Annotated in this window: 13 protein-coding genes and 1 tRNA gene; 4 read left to right on the forward strand and 10 right to left on the reverse strand. The window is 38.3% G+C overall.

Annotated elements, in window-relative coordinates; translation table 11 throughout:
* The first annotated feature begins 31 nt into the window (after positions 1–31).
* Positions 32–2,173 (forward strand): glycoside hydrolase family 97 protein, encoded by a 2,142-nt coding sequence (locus LU635_RS05755; protein WP_240097130.1) that lies wholly within the window; start codon positions 32–34, stop codon positions 2,171–2,173.
* A gap of 216 nt (positions 2,174–2,389) precedes the next feature.
* The gene (locus tag LU635_RS05760) at positions 2,390–3,007 is read left to right on the forward strand and encodes a hypothetical protein (RefSeq protein ID WP_240097132.1); all 618 of its coding nucleotides are present in this window, start codon (positions 2,390–2,392) and stop codon (positions 3,005–3,007) included.
* A 9-nt stretch (positions 3,008–3,016) separates the two neighbouring features.
* On the opposite strand, the gene LU635_RS05765 is transcribed toward LU635_RS05760, so the two are convergent.
* Positions 3,017–4,243 carry a cysteine desulfurase-like protein gene (locus tag LU635_RS05765; RefSeq protein ID WP_240097134.1) on the reverse strand — a complete coding sequence of 409 codons (1,227 nt, stop codon included), beginning with the start codon at positions 4,241–4,243 and terminating at the stop codon, positions 3,017–3,019.
* Positions 4,243–6,618, reverse strand: a complete 2,376-nt coding sequence (locus LU635_RS05770; RefSeq protein ID WP_240097136.1) for a S9 family peptidase — start codon at positions 6,616–6,618, stop codon at positions 4,243–4,245. Before LU635_RS05770 ends, LU635_RS05765 begins: the two co-directional genes overlap by 1 nt.
* A gap of 185 nt (positions 6,619–6,803) precedes the next feature.
* Here LU635_RS05770 and LU635_RS05775 point away from each other — a divergent pair, with 185 nt between their 5' ends.
* Positions 6,804–7,619 carry a DUF5602 domain-containing protein gene (locus LU635_RS05775; RefSeq protein ID WP_240097138.1) on the forward strand — a complete coding sequence of 272 codons (816 nt, stop codon included), beginning with the start codon at positions 6,804–6,806 and terminating at the stop codon, positions 7,617–7,619.
* A 174-nt stretch (positions 7,620–7,793) separates the two neighbouring features.
* Here the strand turns inward: LU635_RS05775 and LU635_RS05780 are convergent, their stop codons facing one another.
* From LU635_RS05780 to LU635_RS05800, 5 genes are all read right to left on the reverse strand, one after another.
* A complete protein-coding gene (locus LU635_RS05780) occupies positions 7,794–8,945 on the reverse strand; it encodes a DUF3095 family protein (RefSeq protein ID WP_240097140.1) in 1,152 nt (383 codons plus the stop codon).
* 73 nt (positions 8,946–9,018) lie between these two features.
* Complete coding sequence (locus tag LU635_RS05785; RefSeq protein WP_240097142.1) at positions 9,019–9,378, reverse strand: hypothetical protein; 360 nt, start codon at positions 9,376–9,378, stop codon at positions 9,019–9,021.
* Positions 9,379–9,411: 33 nt separating this feature from the next.
* Positions 9,412–10,398, reverse strand: a complete 987-nt coding sequence (locus tag LU635_RS05790; RefSeq protein WP_240097144.1) for a DUF1028 domain-containing protein — start codon at positions 10,396–10,398, stop codon at positions 9,412–9,414.
* 34 nt (positions 10,399–10,432) lie between these two features.
* Entirely contained in the window at positions 10,433–11,119 is a 687-nt protein-coding gene (locus LU635_RS05795) for a DUF2490 domain-containing protein (protein ID WP_240097146.1), read from the reverse strand.
* A 63-nt stretch (positions 11,120–11,182) separates the two neighbouring features.
* Positions 11,183–11,482: a hypothetical protein gene (locus LU635_RS05800; protein WP_240097147.1), complete on the reverse strand. Its 300-nt coding sequence runs from the start codon at positions 11,480–11,482 to the stop codon at positions 11,183–11,185.
* A gap of 118 nt (positions 11,483–11,600) precedes the next feature.
* On the opposite strand from LU635_RS05800, the gene LU635_RS05805 reads away from it, so the two are divergent.
* Positions 11,601–11,672: transfer RNA gene (locus LU635_RS05805), tRNA-Arg, on the forward strand.
* Between the two features lie 641 nt (positions 11,673–12,313).
* On the opposite strand, the gene cas9 is transcribed toward LU635_RS05805, so the two are convergent.
* The 3 genes from cas9 to LU635_RS05820 form a co-directional block, all read right to left on the reverse strand.
* Positions 12,314–16,432 carry a type II CRISPR RNA-guided endonuclease Cas9 gene (gene cas9 / locus LU635_RS05810; RefSeq protein ID WP_240097149.1) on the reverse strand — a complete coding sequence of 1,373 codons (4,119 nt, stop codon included), beginning with the start codon at positions 16,430–16,432 and terminating at the stop codon, positions 12,314–12,316.
* A 221-nt stretch (positions 16,433–16,653) separates the two neighbouring features.
* The gene (locus LU635_RS05815; protein ID WP_240097151.1) at positions 16,654–17,034 is read right to left on the reverse strand and encodes a hypothetical protein; all 381 of its coding nucleotides are present in this window, start codon (positions 17,032–17,034) and stop codon (positions 16,654–16,656) included.
* Between the two features lie 178 nt (positions 17,035–17,212).
* Entirely contained in the window at positions 17,213–17,767 is a 555-nt protein-coding gene (locus tag LU635_RS05820; RefSeq protein WP_240097153.1) for a hypothetical protein, read from the reverse strand.
* Positions 17,768–17,834: the final 67 nt, after the last annotated feature.

The raw sequence follows: 17,834 nt of genomic DNA on the forward strand, positions 1-17,834 counted from the left end.
CTAACGAGGCTTTTAATTTAAAAAATATACTATGAAGAAATTTATATTGTTTTCCCTTATCTGGATAGCAGTGATCAATATTTCTATTGCTCAAAAGCTGTTATCTCCTGATGAAAATCTGGAAATGGAATTTTCACTGCAGGCAGATGGAACACCGGTTTACAGTCTTAACTATAAGGATAAAAAGGTTATTGAACCTAGTAAGCTTGGTCTGGATCTAAAGGAGGAGGAAGACCTGCTTAAGCATTTTTCCATTGCTAATACCGAAGAATCCACCTTTGATGAAACCTGGGAACCGGTTTGGGGTGAGGTGAATGAAATAAGAAACCATTATAATGAACTTGAAGTAGAGCTGGTTCAGGAAGGAACTGAAAGGATATTGATCCTTCGTTTTCGACTTTTCAATGATGGTTTAGGCTTTAGATATGAATTCCCTTCACAGGAAAATCTTGGACATTTTGTTGTTAAAGATGAAAGAAGTGAGTTTGCCATGACCGGGAATCATACGGCTTTCTGGATCCCTGGAGATTATGATACCCAGGAATATGACTATGTAGAGTCCAGGCTTTCAGATATAAGAAGCCAAATGGAAAAATCAATTACAGCTAATGTATCCCAGACTTCATTTTCTCCAACAGGAGTGCAAACTTCGTTGATGATGAAGACCGATGATGGCCTGTATATTAATCTTCACGAGGCAGCATTGATAGATTACTCTACTATGCATCTAGATCTTGATGATGAGAATATGGTTTTTACTTCCTGGCTTACTCCGGATGCTAATGGAGATAAAGCCTTTATGATTACGCCGGCCCAAACCCCCTGGAGAACGATTATGGTAAGTGATGATGCACGTGATATCCTGGCCTCAAAAATGACCTATAATCTGAATGAGCCTTCCAAAATAGATGATACTTCCTGGATAGAACCAATGAAGTACGTCGGTGTTTGGTGGGAAATGATCACCGGAAAAAGTTCATGGCATTATACCGATGAATTTAAAGCGGTGAAATTAGGTGAGACAGATTTTGAAGCTGCCGAAGCAAATGATACTCATGCTGCTAATACTAAACACGTTAAAGAATATATAGATTTTGCTGCTGAACATGGTTTTGACGGTGTGCTTGTGGAAGGCTGGAATGTTGGCTGGGAAGACTGGTTTGGTCATTCCAAGGATTATGTTTTTGACTTTGTGACCCCATATCCTGATTTTGACGTTAAGGAAATTCAGGATTATGCCGAAAGTAAAGGAGTGGAGATGATCATGCACCATGAGACCTCTTCTTCGGTTAGAAATTATGAACGCCATCTTGATACTGCTTACCAGTTCATGAAAAAATATGGATATGATGCCGTAAAGAGTGGTTATGTGGGCGATATACTTCCGCGAGGTGAAAATCATTATAATCAGTGGATGGTAGATCATTACCTCTATGCCATTAAAAAAGCGGCCGATTATAAGATCATGGTAAATGCTCATGAAGCTGTTCGCCCTACCGGAGTAGCCAGGACCTGGCCAAACCTTATCGCTAATGAATCTGCTCGTGGTACCGAATATCAGGCGTTTGGAGGTTCTAAACCCAACCACGTCACCGTACTTCCATTTACCAGGCTCATAGGCGGGCCAATGGATTACACTCCCGGGATCTTCGAAATGGATATCAGTAAGCTGAATCCAAATAATAATTCACATCTGAACAGTACCCTGGCCAATCAGCTGGCCCTGTATGTTACTATGTACAGTCCGCTGCAAATGGCTGCAGATCTTCCTGAAAATTACATGAAATTTCCTGATGCCTTTCAGTTCATTAAGGATGTTGCGATAGACTGGGATGAAAGTATCTATCTGGAAGCCGAACCCGGAGATTATATCACCGTGGCCAGAAAGGAAAAGAATGGTAATGACTGGTTCGTTGGAAATGTAAATGGAAATGAAGTTAGAACTTCAAACATTAAATTCGATTTTCTCGATAAAGAGAAAACTTATATTGCCACAATTTATTCTGATGCTTCCGATGCTCATTACAAGAACAACCCGCAGGCCTATGAGATTAAAAAATACAGGGTGAACAGTAAGTCCAAGCTTTCACAAAAATCTGCTTCAGGGGGTGGATATGCGATAAGCATTATGGAAGCCGATAGGAGCGAGGCAAAAAGCCTGAAAAAACTGTAATAAATATAAAATCCTGACCTGTTAAGATTAATTATCTTGACAGGTTCGGGCTTATTCTTTAAATTGGAATCGGGAAAAATTCATCTAAAATTGCTACATCGAGCGGAGTCGAGGCATTTATGTTTTACCTTTCGAGTGCACGCAAGGTGACAAAAACTTGTTTTGGAAGTCTTAAAGGACGATCAAAATTATAATTTCCAAACTTAATTTTGGCAGATGTTAAAGAAACTAGTTTACTGCCTTTTCTTCTTATTCTCAGTTAGTAGTTATAGCCAGAAATGGAGGGAAATCAGGGAATTTGAAATTGGGCCCATGTTTAATTATCAGCATACATCCCTGTATGTTGCAAATGATCTTTTTGACGAAAGTGCTAATGAAGGCTTCTCCAATTCTGGTTTTGAACCTAACTATGCCCTGGGGATCTATGGTATCTATTATTTGAAACCCAAAATAGGAATTGGAGCAGAGCTTTTTTATGACCGGACATCCTCCTCTGAATTGGAGGACGATAATCATTATAACTCCCTCACCTTTTTGCCATATGTGAATTATGATCCTTTCCGGCATATTAGAAACCTGTATTTTGGTGCCGGCATTGGAATTTCCTTCATTCAGGAAGCACCGGAATATGGATCAGCAGTAAAGGAAGAAGACATCAGGGTAATCACAGTTCCAATAAAATTATCTGCTTCCTACAGAATTAGAAATCAGGTGACTTTGGAATTAGGATTACATGTGGAAGCCATGGAGGTTGTTATGGACCATGTTCGCAGAAATGCCATTTTTTTTAGTATGAAGGTTCCGGTAAACCGTGTTTTTGGAGGTTACCGTTAGAATAAAGTTCTAAAATATTCCCTTAAAGACATCTATCAGTTTTCTCACTTCTCTGGGAGTGTTATAATGTACCAGACTTACCCTTACAACGCCATTCTTTTCTTCCATGTTTAGGGCTTTGATAAGTTTCTTTGCATAAAAATCACCAAAACGGATACCTATTCTGTGACCATCTACTTTTTCAACGATTTCATCGCTCTTCAGTTTTGAATGCACAAATGAAATTGTGGGTACTCGCCGGGCTGCTTCGGCTTTAGGTATTCCTATTATCTTTATCTCAGGAACCTCATTCAGATAATCTAAAAGAATAGAAGCCAGTTTTTCTTCATGGGAGGCAATAAGATCAAATGTCTTTGTAAGTCTTGTCTGATAATTCTCATCCTTCTCCGGTCTAAAATGATGCCTGTAAAATTCCTGATAGTATTCAGTGATGCCAAGGGTACTATAGGTGAGTTCAAAATTGAAATTCCCTGGTTGTAACTTATAGGGAACTTCATTTTTCCCGATGAAATAATGATTAAGACGATTCAGCCTGAGTAGCTCATCATATTTTCCATACATCACAGCCAGGTGAGGCCCGTATGTTTTATACCAGCTGAAGGTATAAAAGTCTGCATCCAATTCCTGTACATCCACCTGGCGGTGGGGAGCATATGCCACACCATCCACACAGATCAATGCGCCTGCCTTATGCACTTCCTTTGCTATCTTTTTTATTGGGTTGATAGTACCCAGAACATTGGAAGCATGAGTAACTGCTACCAGTTTTGTGCGATTGTTTATTAGTTTCTTAAGCTCATTGACCTCCAGTTCCAGAGTTTGGGGGTTGACCTTCCATACTTTTATATTGATACCTTTTTCCTTCAGGTCAGTCCAGGGAGAAACATTAGCTTCATGATCGGTATCTGTGACTATAACTTCATCCCCTTCTGCCCATTGTGTGCTGATAGTGAGACTCAGGATCCTTAATAGCATGGTAGTGGATGAGCCAACTACCACCTCTTCGGTTTTATTTGCATTTATAAGTCTTGCAATTCTTGAAGTGGCATATTTAAGTTTTTCTCCGGCTTCTCTGGAAACCTTATAGGAAGCACCCAGTTGTACATTATGATGAACGAGGTAACCACTTATTCTTTCTATTACTTTGCCTAATACCTGCGATCCACCTGCATTGTCCATGAAGATGAAGTTCCTTTTAAGCGCCGGAAACTGATCTCTTACAAATTCTATATCCATTATTGCCCCAATAAACTTTCATTAAATAATTCAAGGATCCTTCGGTATTCGTCGGTCCAGCTGCTAGGTTCTACAAAACTATGGTCTTCTACCGGGTACACCGCCATTTCCCAGTCTTCCTTACCGAGTTCTATAAGTCGCTGTGCCAGTCTCACCACATCCTGAAAATGCACATTGGTATCTACCATCCCGTGGGCGATCAACAGGTCTCCTTCCAGGCCTTCGGCAAAATAGATAGGAGAGGATCTTCGGTAGGATATGGGATCTTTTGAAGGTTCATTCAGAATGTTCGAGGTATAGCCATGATTGTAGTGAGCCCAGTCTGTCACCGATCTTAAAGCGGCTCCTGCTTTAAAGGTCTCCGCTTCGGTGAACATCGCCATAAGGGTGATAAAGCCTCCGTAACTTCCACCATAGATTCCTACTTTTTCCGGGTTTATATCGTGATTCTCTATAAGATAATCTACCCCGTCTACCTGGTCGGTAAGGTCTTTCCCGCCCATATGCCTGTAGATACCGGTTCTCCAGTCCCTACCGTAGCCCGCGCTTCCGCGGTAATCTATATCTATCACTGTATATCCAAGGTCTGTAAGCAGATTATGGAACATATATTCCCTGAAATAATTTGACCACCATTTATGGGCATTTTGAAGATATCCGGCACCGTGAACAAAAACAACAGCCGCATCATTCTTCCGGGTTTCATCCGGAAGATATAATCTCGCAGGTACGATGGAACCATCACGGGCTTTGAATTTTATAAGTTCCGGTTCACGCCAGTTATAGGAAGCGAAGACTTCGGATTGTCCCTTTGTAAGCTGCTGAGCTTCAGCATTCGCTTTGGTCTTTTTAAGGTATAGCTCTTCCGGTTTGTTCATATAGGAATACAAAATAGCCATATACTTTTCGTCAGGTGAAAGCTTCACTTCATTATTTCCTTCCATACTGGTAAGCTGTTCCATTGTACCACCCATTAAAGGCATTTTGTAGAAATGTCTTTCTCCAGGGTGGACCTTTGAGGAGGTAAAATACCAGTGCTTTTTATCTTTTGAGATGAAGGGATCAAAAACCTCATATTCACCGGGAGTAAGATCCTTTTTCTCACCGGTTTCCACGTTCAAAATGTAAAGATGGGAATACCCCGATTCTTCGCTCTGGAAGTAGATATGTTTGTTATCGGGCAACCATCCCAGAGTTTCATACCCGTAATAAGTATAACCAATTCCCGGTCCTGCCAGCCAGGCTTCGTCACGCTGGCGTTCTATGGACTTAAGACTTCCTTTATCAAGATCTATAAGTGCGATCCAGCGATCCTTATTATCGGTGGAACGTAAATTGACCACAGCCTTTTTAGCATTATCAGAAAAATGAATTTTTGAAGGAATCACTTCACGGGCTTCAGTATTCCAGTTTTTATCGGGATAATCTTTAGTATAGTCCGGCAGGTCGGTAATACCAGGAAGTTCTGAGAGGTCGATTATAAAAACGGTATCTTTCTCAAAATTGTATAGGGCAAGTTCTGCCTTATAATCCATATCTCCTACCTTGCTCCTTGCTGGAAGGTTTACGGTATAACCACTTTCATCTACATAATTTGGTACATCTGTACTTTTGCCACGTTCACGTGAAATAAGGCTGAAGCCGGCATATTTAGCATCAGGGGATACCTGAAGGTTAGCCAGTTGCCGCTTCTCGAGATAAAAAGTGAATTCTTCATCTTCGCTGACAGATTCCCGATAATTCCTGGAACTTTCTTTGCTTTTTTTTCTTTGGTTGACAACCTCTAATAATTCCATGTTTTCCTGCCGGATCCATTCTTCTTTATCAGAAAGGTTCTTGTCTTTTTTATTAGATGCCGTTCCAGATTTTATATGGGTAATCTGTTTTAAGCTACCTTTCTTCAGGTTATAAAAAAAAACATTGTCTTCGGCTTCAAAAGCTATCTGATCTTCGTTCTTAAGAAATACCGGATCTTCGATAGAAAAAGGCAGGTCCAGTAGTTCACGTTTTGTTTTGGAACGCATTTCATAAATAAATAGATCACCATCCTGTGAAAACACCTTTTTGGATCTGTCATCGTTGAAATCTCCGCTGCGCGGAACAAGTACATGTTCCTGAGGAGCAGTCACCTTAATTATTTTTCCAGGTTCATTGATATTGATCCTGTATAGTGAATCGGCCGGGTTATTCTCGGGATTATAATCGAAGTATATATTCTTGCTATGTATTCCCCAGTACACTGAAGAAGGAAAGTTGCCCATCCATTCCGGATCCTGCATTATTTTTTCAACGCTTAGTTCTGAGGTTTGTGCATGTATGTTAAAATAAAATATGCTTGCAAAGAGGGATAAGCATAAGGAAAGTTTAATTTTCATCAGGATGTAAAAATTTGAGATATTCAGGTTAAATATCAGTTTTTATCGGGTATGGAACAAGGTAATTAAATTTTGAATTCCCGTATTTCATTTAAAATAAATACAGTTTAAATTATTAATACCTGAAAATCAGAACGTAAGAGTTTAATTTGTATTTTTAGGCTTATTTTAAAACTAGCGTCATTATGAGAAATTTCAATTTTCAATTGTCGCTCCAAATCATTCTTAGCTCTCTATTTCTTATCGCATTTAATTCATGTGAACCTGAAAACAACCTTAATTCAGGAGAAGAAATTATTCAATCTGATCTCAAGGTAAATCAAAGCGATCCATCTGAAAAGATCAATGATTTTTACGGCCCAACCCAGCCTATGGGAAATGGAGTTGTTCGTAGTGTGGTTTCTATTGACCATAATGGTGATCCCGTTGCCGTGGGAGTCATTTTCTCTGAAAAGGCCCTTGCGAACCTTCCCGATGAAGATCTCAGTCTCACCCTGGAACTTCATAATAAGGCAGAAGGACTAATAGTGAATCATATTGATTTTGGATTCAATCCTCATGGCCATGCGGGGCCTGGATTCTCGGTGGAACATTTTGACATGCATTTTTACTGGATTTCGGTAGATGAAAAATTAAGTATCCCTTTTTCCGCAGGCATGGACGATCTTCCGGATGCCGGTATCTGGCCGGAAGGTTATGGTCCCGATGCTGTGACCGTTCCCCAAATGGGCAGGCACTGGCTGCATGAATCATCATTTTCTTCAGATTTTGATCAGACATTTATTTATGGATCCTATGATTCGAAATTTACTTTCTATGAACCTATGATTACTATGGAATATCTGAAGGCCAAAAATTTTGAGGATTCATACCAGATTATACCATTAGGGGCTTATGAAGAGCCGGGCTATTATGCCAATTCTTATGAAATAACTTATGATCCAGTTAAGAAACAGTACCGGGTTATGCTTACTGATCTTTTCTGGGCCGGAGGCTCTTAGAAAATTTGATTTTTAATGTCCATAGCCATCCTTAGGGATGGCTATTCCTGTAATTTGGAATAAATTTCTATCCTTACCTCCTTATTGACTTAAAAAATATTAAAGCAAGCCTGACATAGGGGATCCTGAAAGGAGGGGAATACTAGAAGGGGAATGCTGAAAGAGGAATAAGGCTTAGGAGAGCTTTGCTTTAAGATTATTTGCCGCTTTTGTATATCCACCGTCTGCTCCATCTACAAAATGTATATGATCATCGGTATGGATGTCTCGAACATAACAGGACATAATACTTTGTCGGCTCACATGATAGCCATATTTGATCTTCTTTTCATTTTCCAGTCTGTCCAGATATTCCAGCAAGGATTTACGCTGCCGGAAGGTGCCTGTAATAACCGTATTAATACGTCCATCGATTGTGAGATTATCGGTTAGTTCCACAAGCTTGCGCATATAATTTCTTCCCGTTGCTGTATTTTTCAGATATATCTCTCCAAACATGGCTATTAGCCAGTGCTTAAAAATCTGGATAAGGGTTGATTTTTCCTGTTTTAATTTCATTTCGTTCCGGATCTGCCTTAATCCGGTTATAGGTTTTAACTTATTAACTGTAATTGGTGTTCTATCGGTATGGGGACCATAAATAGCATCTATTTTTTCCAGAATTTCAGAGTAGATCTGACTTGGATCCTCATTTTGGCAGCCGTCAATGATGAGGCTCATCACTTCATGATCAATGCGGGGAGGCTCCACCTTTTCCCATTTACATTCCATTCCTGTAAGATCCAGTTCCACGTTATTCAAGTCCACCTTTTCGCTTTCTTCAGCTTCCTTGATCTTCTGTTCAGCATATTGCAATCCTTTCCCCAGGGCCAGGGGTATACTCAAAAGTCCGGTGACCTGGCCTCTGGCAATTTTCAAATCGAGGCCCTGATCATAAATTTCCCGAACGGGAACATGACCAATCCTAAGATGAAGTCCAAAATTATTGGAAGTATTTACTTTATGTTTATAGAGAACCGCGAGAGATTCATCCAGCAGTTCTTCAGGAATAAGGAGAACAGCACCATCTCCTCCAAAGAAAAATGGCACACGAATCCCTGATTTGAAGGCAAGATTAAGAATAGCGATCACACTTCCGGTAGCAGTAAGATTCACTTCATTCTGCTTTCCATTTTTGATTGCACCGCTGGAATCCCTGATATCTGAAACCAAAATATGCCAGTTTTCAGGCACCTCAGTAAACAATTTTTTTTCAGCTACCAGTTTACTAACAGATAATTTATGAATCTTTAAATTGGAATAAAAATCAGAGTTTTTAGATGGCATACATAATTGGTCGAAGGCTAGCAGTGAACATTTCGATTGAATTCTGGAGATTCTATTTTAAAACCCTAACACTTTACAGTGCAGCACCCACAGGTATGGAACAGTCATGCCCCGGTTCTCCATGTGGAGGATTCACCTTTGGTGTTGCGCTTTTTAATCTTACCGGAGAACTGCTCATATCCTGGGTGGTAGAAGCGCTGGCCTGATCCAGGGGAGCTCCAACCGGAAGATCACAGCGGTGACCATCTTCTCCATGTGCAGGATTATATTTAAGGTCGGTACTTTTTGACATTTCCTTCTTCATCTCCTCTGCAGACGCAGTGGTAGTGGTTTCTTCAGCATCTGCCGATTTTTTTTCCTCATCCTTACATGAGTATATAAATACAGAAAGTATGGCAAGGGCAGTAATTGATAGTTTTTTGAAAGTTTTCATAACAAGTAATTTACTGATATAAAGATATTTAAATTATTCGAGTATTTTCTGAAGTTCTTCATCCGAAATTGTAAGTATCCCCGATTTCGGCAGTCGGGTTAACATTTCCTTCCAGTTAGCGTCTTCTTCGAACACCTGGTCAAAGATAGGCCGGGCCTCTTCGATCCTGCCACTGTTGGCCAGCGCCACTGCTTTCCAGAATTTCATCTCAAGATTATCGGGGAACATCTTTTCTGCAGTTCCGTATTCTTTTAGCGCTTTTTCCATATTTCCAGCCTCTACGGCAAGATCTCCCTTATTCATATGGTCATAGGCCCTGGCAACTTTTAGCAGTCTTTCCAGTTCCTGAACCGGTTGCTTATGGTCATCTACCCGCAGGTCGATCTTTTTATCTTCCCAGCTTTTATCAGTCTTTTCAGGTCCCACCACAATAAGTGCAGCTGATTGTTTCCCACGAATATCACCGCCGGTCTGCTGGGCCACCTTCAGGACTTCAACCACTCTTTCTGCAAGAGGATAATCCGAATATCTCATGAATGCTTCAGCCATAGCAGGTACCACTTTGTCGTTCAGCATCATATTAGCCTGGACAGAGAAGTTCTTTCCGGTAAGGTCTTCCGCTGCTTCCACACAATTTTCTCCCGTAAATGCGGAAACGCTGCCATGAGCATCCAGAAAAGCGACCTGCCTGTATTCACGGCCATTATCCTGTTCAACCAGTTGGGTAAGGGCCTGCTCGGCAGAGGTTCCCTTCGCCATTAGTTCAAGTCCTTTTGGACCGTAGGCCGGATTAACAAAGGACTGGGTCGCGACCACCCCAACACCGGCTTTTCCCCAGGCCACTAAAGGGCCCACTGAAAACCAGTGACTCTGAACACCGACCGCCATTTCCCCAGTGACCGTATCCCGTGCAACTATAGAATAAGTATGTGCAAAGGCATCTTTAGATATACCCTTAATATTTTGAGCACTTAAGCCAAAAGTAAATAACAGGCAAAAGAGAAAGGAAAGCTTTTTCATAGTTTTTTCAGATTTGCCTAAAGGTACTAAAAGCCTAGAAGCTGTGATGAAGACTCAGCTGAATTTGACCTTTGCTGATATTATTTAAAGTTTGTTCCATAAATCCAGCCTGGACTTTTAGATTGTCTTTAATTGAGTATCCCAGGGCGCCATATAGACGGTTGCGATCAAAAATCTCTACACGTCTTCCATCGCCTATATCTTTTTGGCCATTGATGAACACTTCGTTGTAAAATGCCAGGTATATGGAGTTTTTATCCAGATTGGGCTGATTTAGTGGAATATTTAGAAATAGATTATACCGATATCTCGTTCTGAAATCCTGATCTTCTACCCATCGCTGCTCATACCTGAATCTGTGTTTTAAATAAATTCTGTCTGAAATTTTATGAGGGAGCAAGGCTTCCTGATAAATTCGGCTCTCAGATGAGGTGTCGTTAGAGTCCCCGAATGTACCGGAGGTTATATTTCCATAACCCAGGGTAAGCTTAAGATTGGAATTTGGGCTGTAGGTTACTCCTGCCCTAAGGAGAAGTTGTTCCAGATCTCCCATGACGTCCCAGTTACGATATTGTACATCACCCTGAAGTCCGAATTTTGATTCTCCAAAATCGGTATTCCAAAAATACATATACCATCCACCTAACTGGTCTTCATCAACCTGAGCCTGGGAATTAAAACAAATAAATAACGAAAATAGAAGTGTAAATAGCTTTTTCAAAACCTGATTTTTTTTGGCAAATATAATTCCACCCAAACTCAGGCACAAGTTTCAAAAAAGATACTATTGATTTTTAACTTTTGTAACATTCAGATAAACCGGACCTCCATCCACAGGATAGCCTTCAATTTCTGTCGCAGTTATGGTGACTTTTTTACCTTCATACTGGCTAAGGTCAATAACTTCACTTTTAAGAGCATAAAATTCATCTCCTGTATCCAGTGTATGTGTACCATACTGATAGCTGGTTATTCCGGTAGGCTCAATGATTCCTGAATATTGCTGACCCTTGTCCGTATTTCCGGTTCCACAGCTGCTGAATAAAATGATTATACCAATTGCGATTTTTGAAAATAACTTCATAACAACTATTTTAACTATTGCACCAAGGTAAGCTTTACAGTCCTGAAGTAAAAATTTAAGATTTATACTTTGGGCTTTTAATTTCTTAAAGAAACCTATTACTTTTGTGAGCCTAATTGGCCTCATAGTTCAATGGATAGAATAGAAGTTTCCTAAACTTTAGATCCAGGTTCGATTCCTGGTGAGGCTACAACATAATTCAAGAAATGCCCTCTTTATAGGATATATGAGAGGGCATTCTTCATTTTGTGCCGACGGGGTGCCGACTTTTTTAATTGTTTTTTAAAATTATATCTAAACGTAACTCAATGAACTTCATTGGACTTAAGGGAGTGTCGGTTAATAAATCAGCGATTATATAGGCTTTATAAATTTGACAAAGCTAGATTATTATCAATTATCCTTATCATATTTGGGAATTGCTTTAAGAATTGTACTTTGCACTATGATTCACAGGTCATACTGTTATCTTTTATAACACCCTTGTAGTTGTGAATTGCTTTCAGAATTGTATTTTTAATCAGAATTTATAGGTTATCTATACTTTTCATCTTACTTGGTGTTGTTGTGAATTGCTTTCAGAATTGTATTTTTAATCAGGATTCACAGGTTGAAATCTCATAATGCTGTTTTTAGTGTAGTTGTGAATTGCTTTCAGAATTGTATTTTTTTCAAGATTCACAGTAAATACACCGTAACGATCTGTTATCCTATTTTTTAAGGGGATTGGTAGGATTAAAAAAAAGAAGGAAACTCAAGAGATCTCATTTTTAGTTCTGAGGTAGGCCGGGTTACCCAAAAACAGGGTGCGTTTGATCATTATTTATATTTTTAATATTCCCCTACCTGTATTATATCTCCTAAGTTATTTAAACGAACTTTAATTATATTCTCAATGGATTTTGTTGAATATATATCAATGAATGTTATGTTTTTTAAATCGGTGTTATTATTTAAAGTAGTTTCTAAATGATGACGAAACCAAAACCCAGATTTAGAAAGCGCCCCAAATTTTTGAACTCTGAATAAATGCCTGCTTATTTCAGTTTTATTATCTGGATCCAAGAGATCAATTTCTTCAGGATTGAAGTCTTCAGAAGGAAAAACAAACATTTCATTTTGTTTCATTGTAAACAAAAATTTCCATCCTTTTGGATGTTCCTTTTGGATAATAGGAAGGCCCTGGTTTTTTCGAATTACCGCTTCATAGAATGACACAACTTCTTCTTGCAGATTTCCCTTTTCATCCTGATAAATGGCTACGTGATGATTATTTCCAGTACTTACATAATCAACAGGAATTGTATTTCCTTTATCATCTGCAATTTCATTCCCTAGATGGTCCTTAGCATTATGTAATGCTTCTGCGTTGTTTATTCCCGAAATAGTAACTCGCTTGATAGGGATTTTCTTTTCTTCATTCAGCCAAATGGGATTTTCATCGAGGTTTGAAAAAGCTTCTTTGGCTTTTCCTTTAAAATCATCTAGCCGTTTGCTAAGAATTTTTTGAACCCCTACATCAATGACCTTATCAATTTTTATATCTGGAGTGATCTCTTTTCGAACGGTATATTGATTTTCCAGCTGAACCATCTTGACTTTATCAGGTAACACTGCTCCATTATTATTAAGTCTTATAGGATTTTTCCCTAAACTATTTTTTCCTGTAAAGGCTTTCTTAGGATCATTCTCAAATTCTGCCAACCGTTTCTGTAATGCTTCCCGATATTTCTTTTTAGCTACAGTAGAAATTTTATCCTGATCAAAGCTTCCTCCTATTTTTTCAAATTTCGTTTCATATTTTTTAGAGCTACCGTGAATAGTTTCTTTATGTAGTTGTCCCCTTGGTGTAAGCTCTGTTTTGGTCTTAAAATTTCCTTTTCCTTTAACCTTTATCTTATTTTTATTTTTAGTAACGACTTTATTTTTTGCCTTATGTGAAACCAGGATAGATCCTAAATTTCTCTTTGTCTCTTCTCGAATATTTTTAAAAGGTTTTACAAATTGTCTTCCACCTTCTTTAGACCGATAAGTGTATTTTTCTTTAATGCCATAAAAGGAACCGTTTTTTATACTTTCCGAATTCATACTATTTAAATACTGAATAAAAGCCGGGCGGGTAAACGCTATAGTAATAGCATCCATAGCGTGATGGCGATGGTCATTCCTCTTTGTCCATTCAGCGATACGTTTCAATTCTTTACCGTTACGATTTTCTATGGTATAAGTAAGTCCTAATTCTTTATATTTTTCAAAGTTCAGTTCTTTTAGGACATCAATCAATTCCCAGTCTTCCCGAAGTTTTGAGGTAATTGTTCCCGAAGTAAGAGTGACATTTCGGGTGACATTCAACAGGATTTTTGCAGCTTTTCGAGCTATATAAGCCGAATTTCCCAGGTCCCGATTTAGAAATCCCTCAGGAATTTCTTTCTTGGTCATTAGAAGCTTTTTACGGTTCATATATTTAATATCACCAGCAGCATAAACTTCTTCTACTCGTTGTTTAAAACCTTCCAGCCAGCCTTTACGTTCACAATAATCATAGGCGGTCTCATTCCCTTTATCCAGATTTACATCACGTAATTCCAATGTTTTGTTGGAAAAGGAATCATCAAATAATAATGCTTGTGGAATAATATGTTCTACATCAAATTTATTCGTAAAAAGTTCTTCCGGTCTTATATAAGTGCCTGAGTACAGGGTTTTATAACCGGTAGCTTTTAATTCTTTATATAACCTGTATTTAATCAAGTCCTTTCGGCTTACATAGGGAAGACCGAATTCTTTTTTAAGCAAAGCTCGGATAGCATCATATTCTTTTGTGACTTTACTTATTTGCTTAGTCATTTCGCTGCGTTGCTGTGCTGTTTTTTTTAACTCTCGAGCCAATTCGATACGAATTTCGTCTGGTCGTCCAAGATTTTCGTCTTTTAAAATTTTGTTAACGATATTGATCATCTGGTTTAAGATCTTTTCGACCACCGGATTTCGTAAGCTGTTCTTTTTAAGTATTTCTAACTCCGGTAATAATTCTCGCTCTACATTTTCAGCTTTCGTAATGGAATTTGAATGATTATATCCGGCTTTTGAACAGGCTTCGTCATATAGAGATCCGTCCTGTAAATAAGGAAGTATTTTTCTTATCGCCCTTACACTAAGACTTCCATAATCTTTTTGAAAAGTTACTCCAGCCAATAAACGAGCGTGGGATTCCTGAAAACCAAATTTCTCTTGAAGTTTTCTTAGCAGGGCTTCTGTACCAGTTGTGGATTTGTCTTCTTCGTAAGAATATAGCAAATGCCAAAGTTCATAAGATGCTTGTTTGACAAAATCACTTCCGGGTATTGCACTGTTAAAATCCAGAAGGTTTTCATTGATGCCGATAGTTTTAAAACAAGCTCTTATGTTTTCGAGAATTTCTGAATAATGCTTTTTAAAGTCAAGTTCATAACCTTCAATTTTTAAGATCTTTTTATAAACTTCCATAAGGGCGGCATTGGTTCGATTCCCTTCTAGATGTTTAAAGTTGATTTTCCAGTCTTTTAGGTTGTTTTCAGAACCCTTAAATAGCCATTTTAAAAATTGCTTATCGGTCATTTTATCGACCCAGTTCAATTCTTCAAAAAGTAAAAGCCTGGTATCTTCATCCAGTTCATAAACTTCAAAGTCATTATTCTTTCTTGTTACACGAATGGCATTGATGTTTTGCCAGATTTTAAATTCCTGGAATACAGGAGAGGATTTCGGCGCCACACGTGGTCCAACTAGCTTTTTCTTCAATTCACCATCAATTTCGACCTCTCTTTCCACGCCTTCAAATTCACAAATATTAATAAGTCCCTTTTGAGATTTTAATCTGCGTTGATAAAAAATGGTAGTTTCCCGCAACTCTTGACGTATTTTTTCCGTCAATTCGGGATAATGTTTGGCCTGTTCTTTCCAGATGACATTAAATTCATCCATATAGTCCTGACGGTAAAATACTTGATTCTTTAATGGTGTTTGTGGGTTTTCTTTAAGTTGATTATATAAATATTGGCCAACGGTAAGATCATTAAAAAAAAGTTCTTTACTCCGGTCACTTATCGCGCCTAGATAACCACTGGATTGATTGATTTGGTTATTGATCTCGGTGAGAATATAAGCTATCTCTGTAATTTCGATTTGTTCTATAACGGCCCTATCTCGCCACTCATAGTGCTGAAGTTTTTTATCAGTTCCCTTATTTTCTGCCCGAGAAATGCCTAATTTTTTTTCAAAATAATTTGAAGTAGCACTTTTATTTTTTCCTTTTAAACTCTCCTTATGTTCTTCTGTTAAAATTTCAGGATAATACTGTTGTTGAAATTTCCAGATTTTGTCAAACTCATCCTGAAGGTCAGAGCGATAGTAATCAGGTAAAATCTTCTTGCCTTCTTTTAAAAGTTCATAAGAATATTGTCCGGGAGTTAAGTTTTTATGATAAAGCGTTTTAGCAACGGTCATTCCATCAATTAACTGGCCCTCTTCTTCCTTATTTGCTTTTCTGCTGCTTTTATACCCTCTTTTTTTATTGATCATTAGTAGAACTCTGGCAAAGTCTTCCTTAGAAATTCTTTCCTTAGGAGCTTTCGCCCGGGCTTGATAGGTAGAAAAAGTTGAATTATTTTCTGTCTCGGTAAGTGGTGTTTGATTGGTAATGAATCCGATACTTTTTAAAATTTCGATAACGGAGGATCGGCGCATTTTATAACGATGAAGTTTTCTGCGCATTCCACGTTTTAATGTACGATCTGCATTAATTGTAATGCTCTGTCCTTTTTCGAAGCTCTGTTGTTCATCAGTAGAAAGAGGGACGACCCGAACGCCTGTTTTAATAATAGCTGATTTCTCTTTATTATTTTCAGCCTCATCGACCACGGCCCAACCTATGGAAGTGGTTCCCAAGTCCAATCCTAGAATCCTTTTCATTTAAAATATTTTGCTATATTCGTTTTACAATTTTGAAGCAATTCACAATAAGGATTATTCCGTTGTGAAAACATTCAAAGCGGCCTTAACGGGTCGCTTTTTTTTGACTATTCTTCATAACTAACTTCTAGATGGTAAGAAAGAAATCATGAGATATAATAGACCAACCAGAACATTTTATAAAATTCAGGGTTGCAAAAGAGAACTTTATGGCTAATAATCTATCCTTTTAATTTTTTTACATCTTTTTCAAAAATCTGTACAATAGCAGAAATAAAAACTCCACCGGCGGTCCCTGCTAAAAAACCCCAAATCCCAATTGCTCCACCCGCCGCTGCAATACCTATTCCTCCAGTTCCCAAAGTAATCAAACCGGCGATTGTACCTAGGAAGCCTCCAATGACTAGCTTCATCCTAGGGCTTTGATTATTCCATAAAACAATCTTAATTCGTCTTGATTTTTCCTGAGCAGTAAAGTTGGATTTCTGTATTTTTTGTACCTCAATTAAAGTTGATATAAACTTTTCCCTGTGCTTAGAGGATAATTTAAGAATATATTTTGTTGCCCTTGCAAGCAGGATATTTAACTGCTGATTTTTCATGGTTATAATTAAAAGTTCTTTTGAATAATTTGATGGGCAGCCTCCCCATTCTATTCATCCAATAAAAAACCTCGAGGAGTAGGGAACATCGAAGAAGATTACATATTTAATGAAAATAATCAATTTTACCTAATGAAAACTGTTAGTTACGTTAAAACCTACCTGTTGATTTTTGAATTCATGCGCAAATATCAGATGTCCAGTAGATACTATTAAAGGCTTTACAAAAACTTATTGTATTTTTCCAATCTTCAGCTTTAAAGATAAATTCATCCTGCCAGTTCATGATATATGGATTAACTACTTCCTTTTTCTCATCCAGCCATTCCAACCAGAATAATAGAAATTCTTCGCTACCTAAATATTCATTCTTTTTCAACCACCGCATTAATGACTGGTGGTTATCGTTTAACTGCTCAAAAGCCTTAATCTCTCCTTCAAAATATCTTTCATGGGAATATAAATCGACGATTTTCTCCAGGGATGTATAAAGTGAACTGAATCTCATCTCCGGACTTTTGTTAGTACAGCAGCATCCCATTCCTTCATAACATGAATTGACATGTCGTTGGTTGTAACTGTAGTGGTATAGTTCCTCATACTTCAGGATCCACCAAGTGATTTTTGGAACATCGTAGAAGCCTTTTTTCTTTAAACCTTCTAGAACCTCAAAAGCTTCTTCTATTTCCTTGAGGTATAGATTACGGTGGGGATGTACGGTAGCAATATTCATTTATATGGCATTGGCGATTACCCGAATAGGTATGTTTAAACTCCTTTCCCGAGGCTAAATTGGAGGT

This window comes from Christiangramia crocea, from assembly GCF_022410465.1.
Lineage (GTDB): Bacteria > Bacteroidota > Bacteroidia > Flavobacteriales > Flavobacteriaceae > Christiangramia > Christiangramia crocea.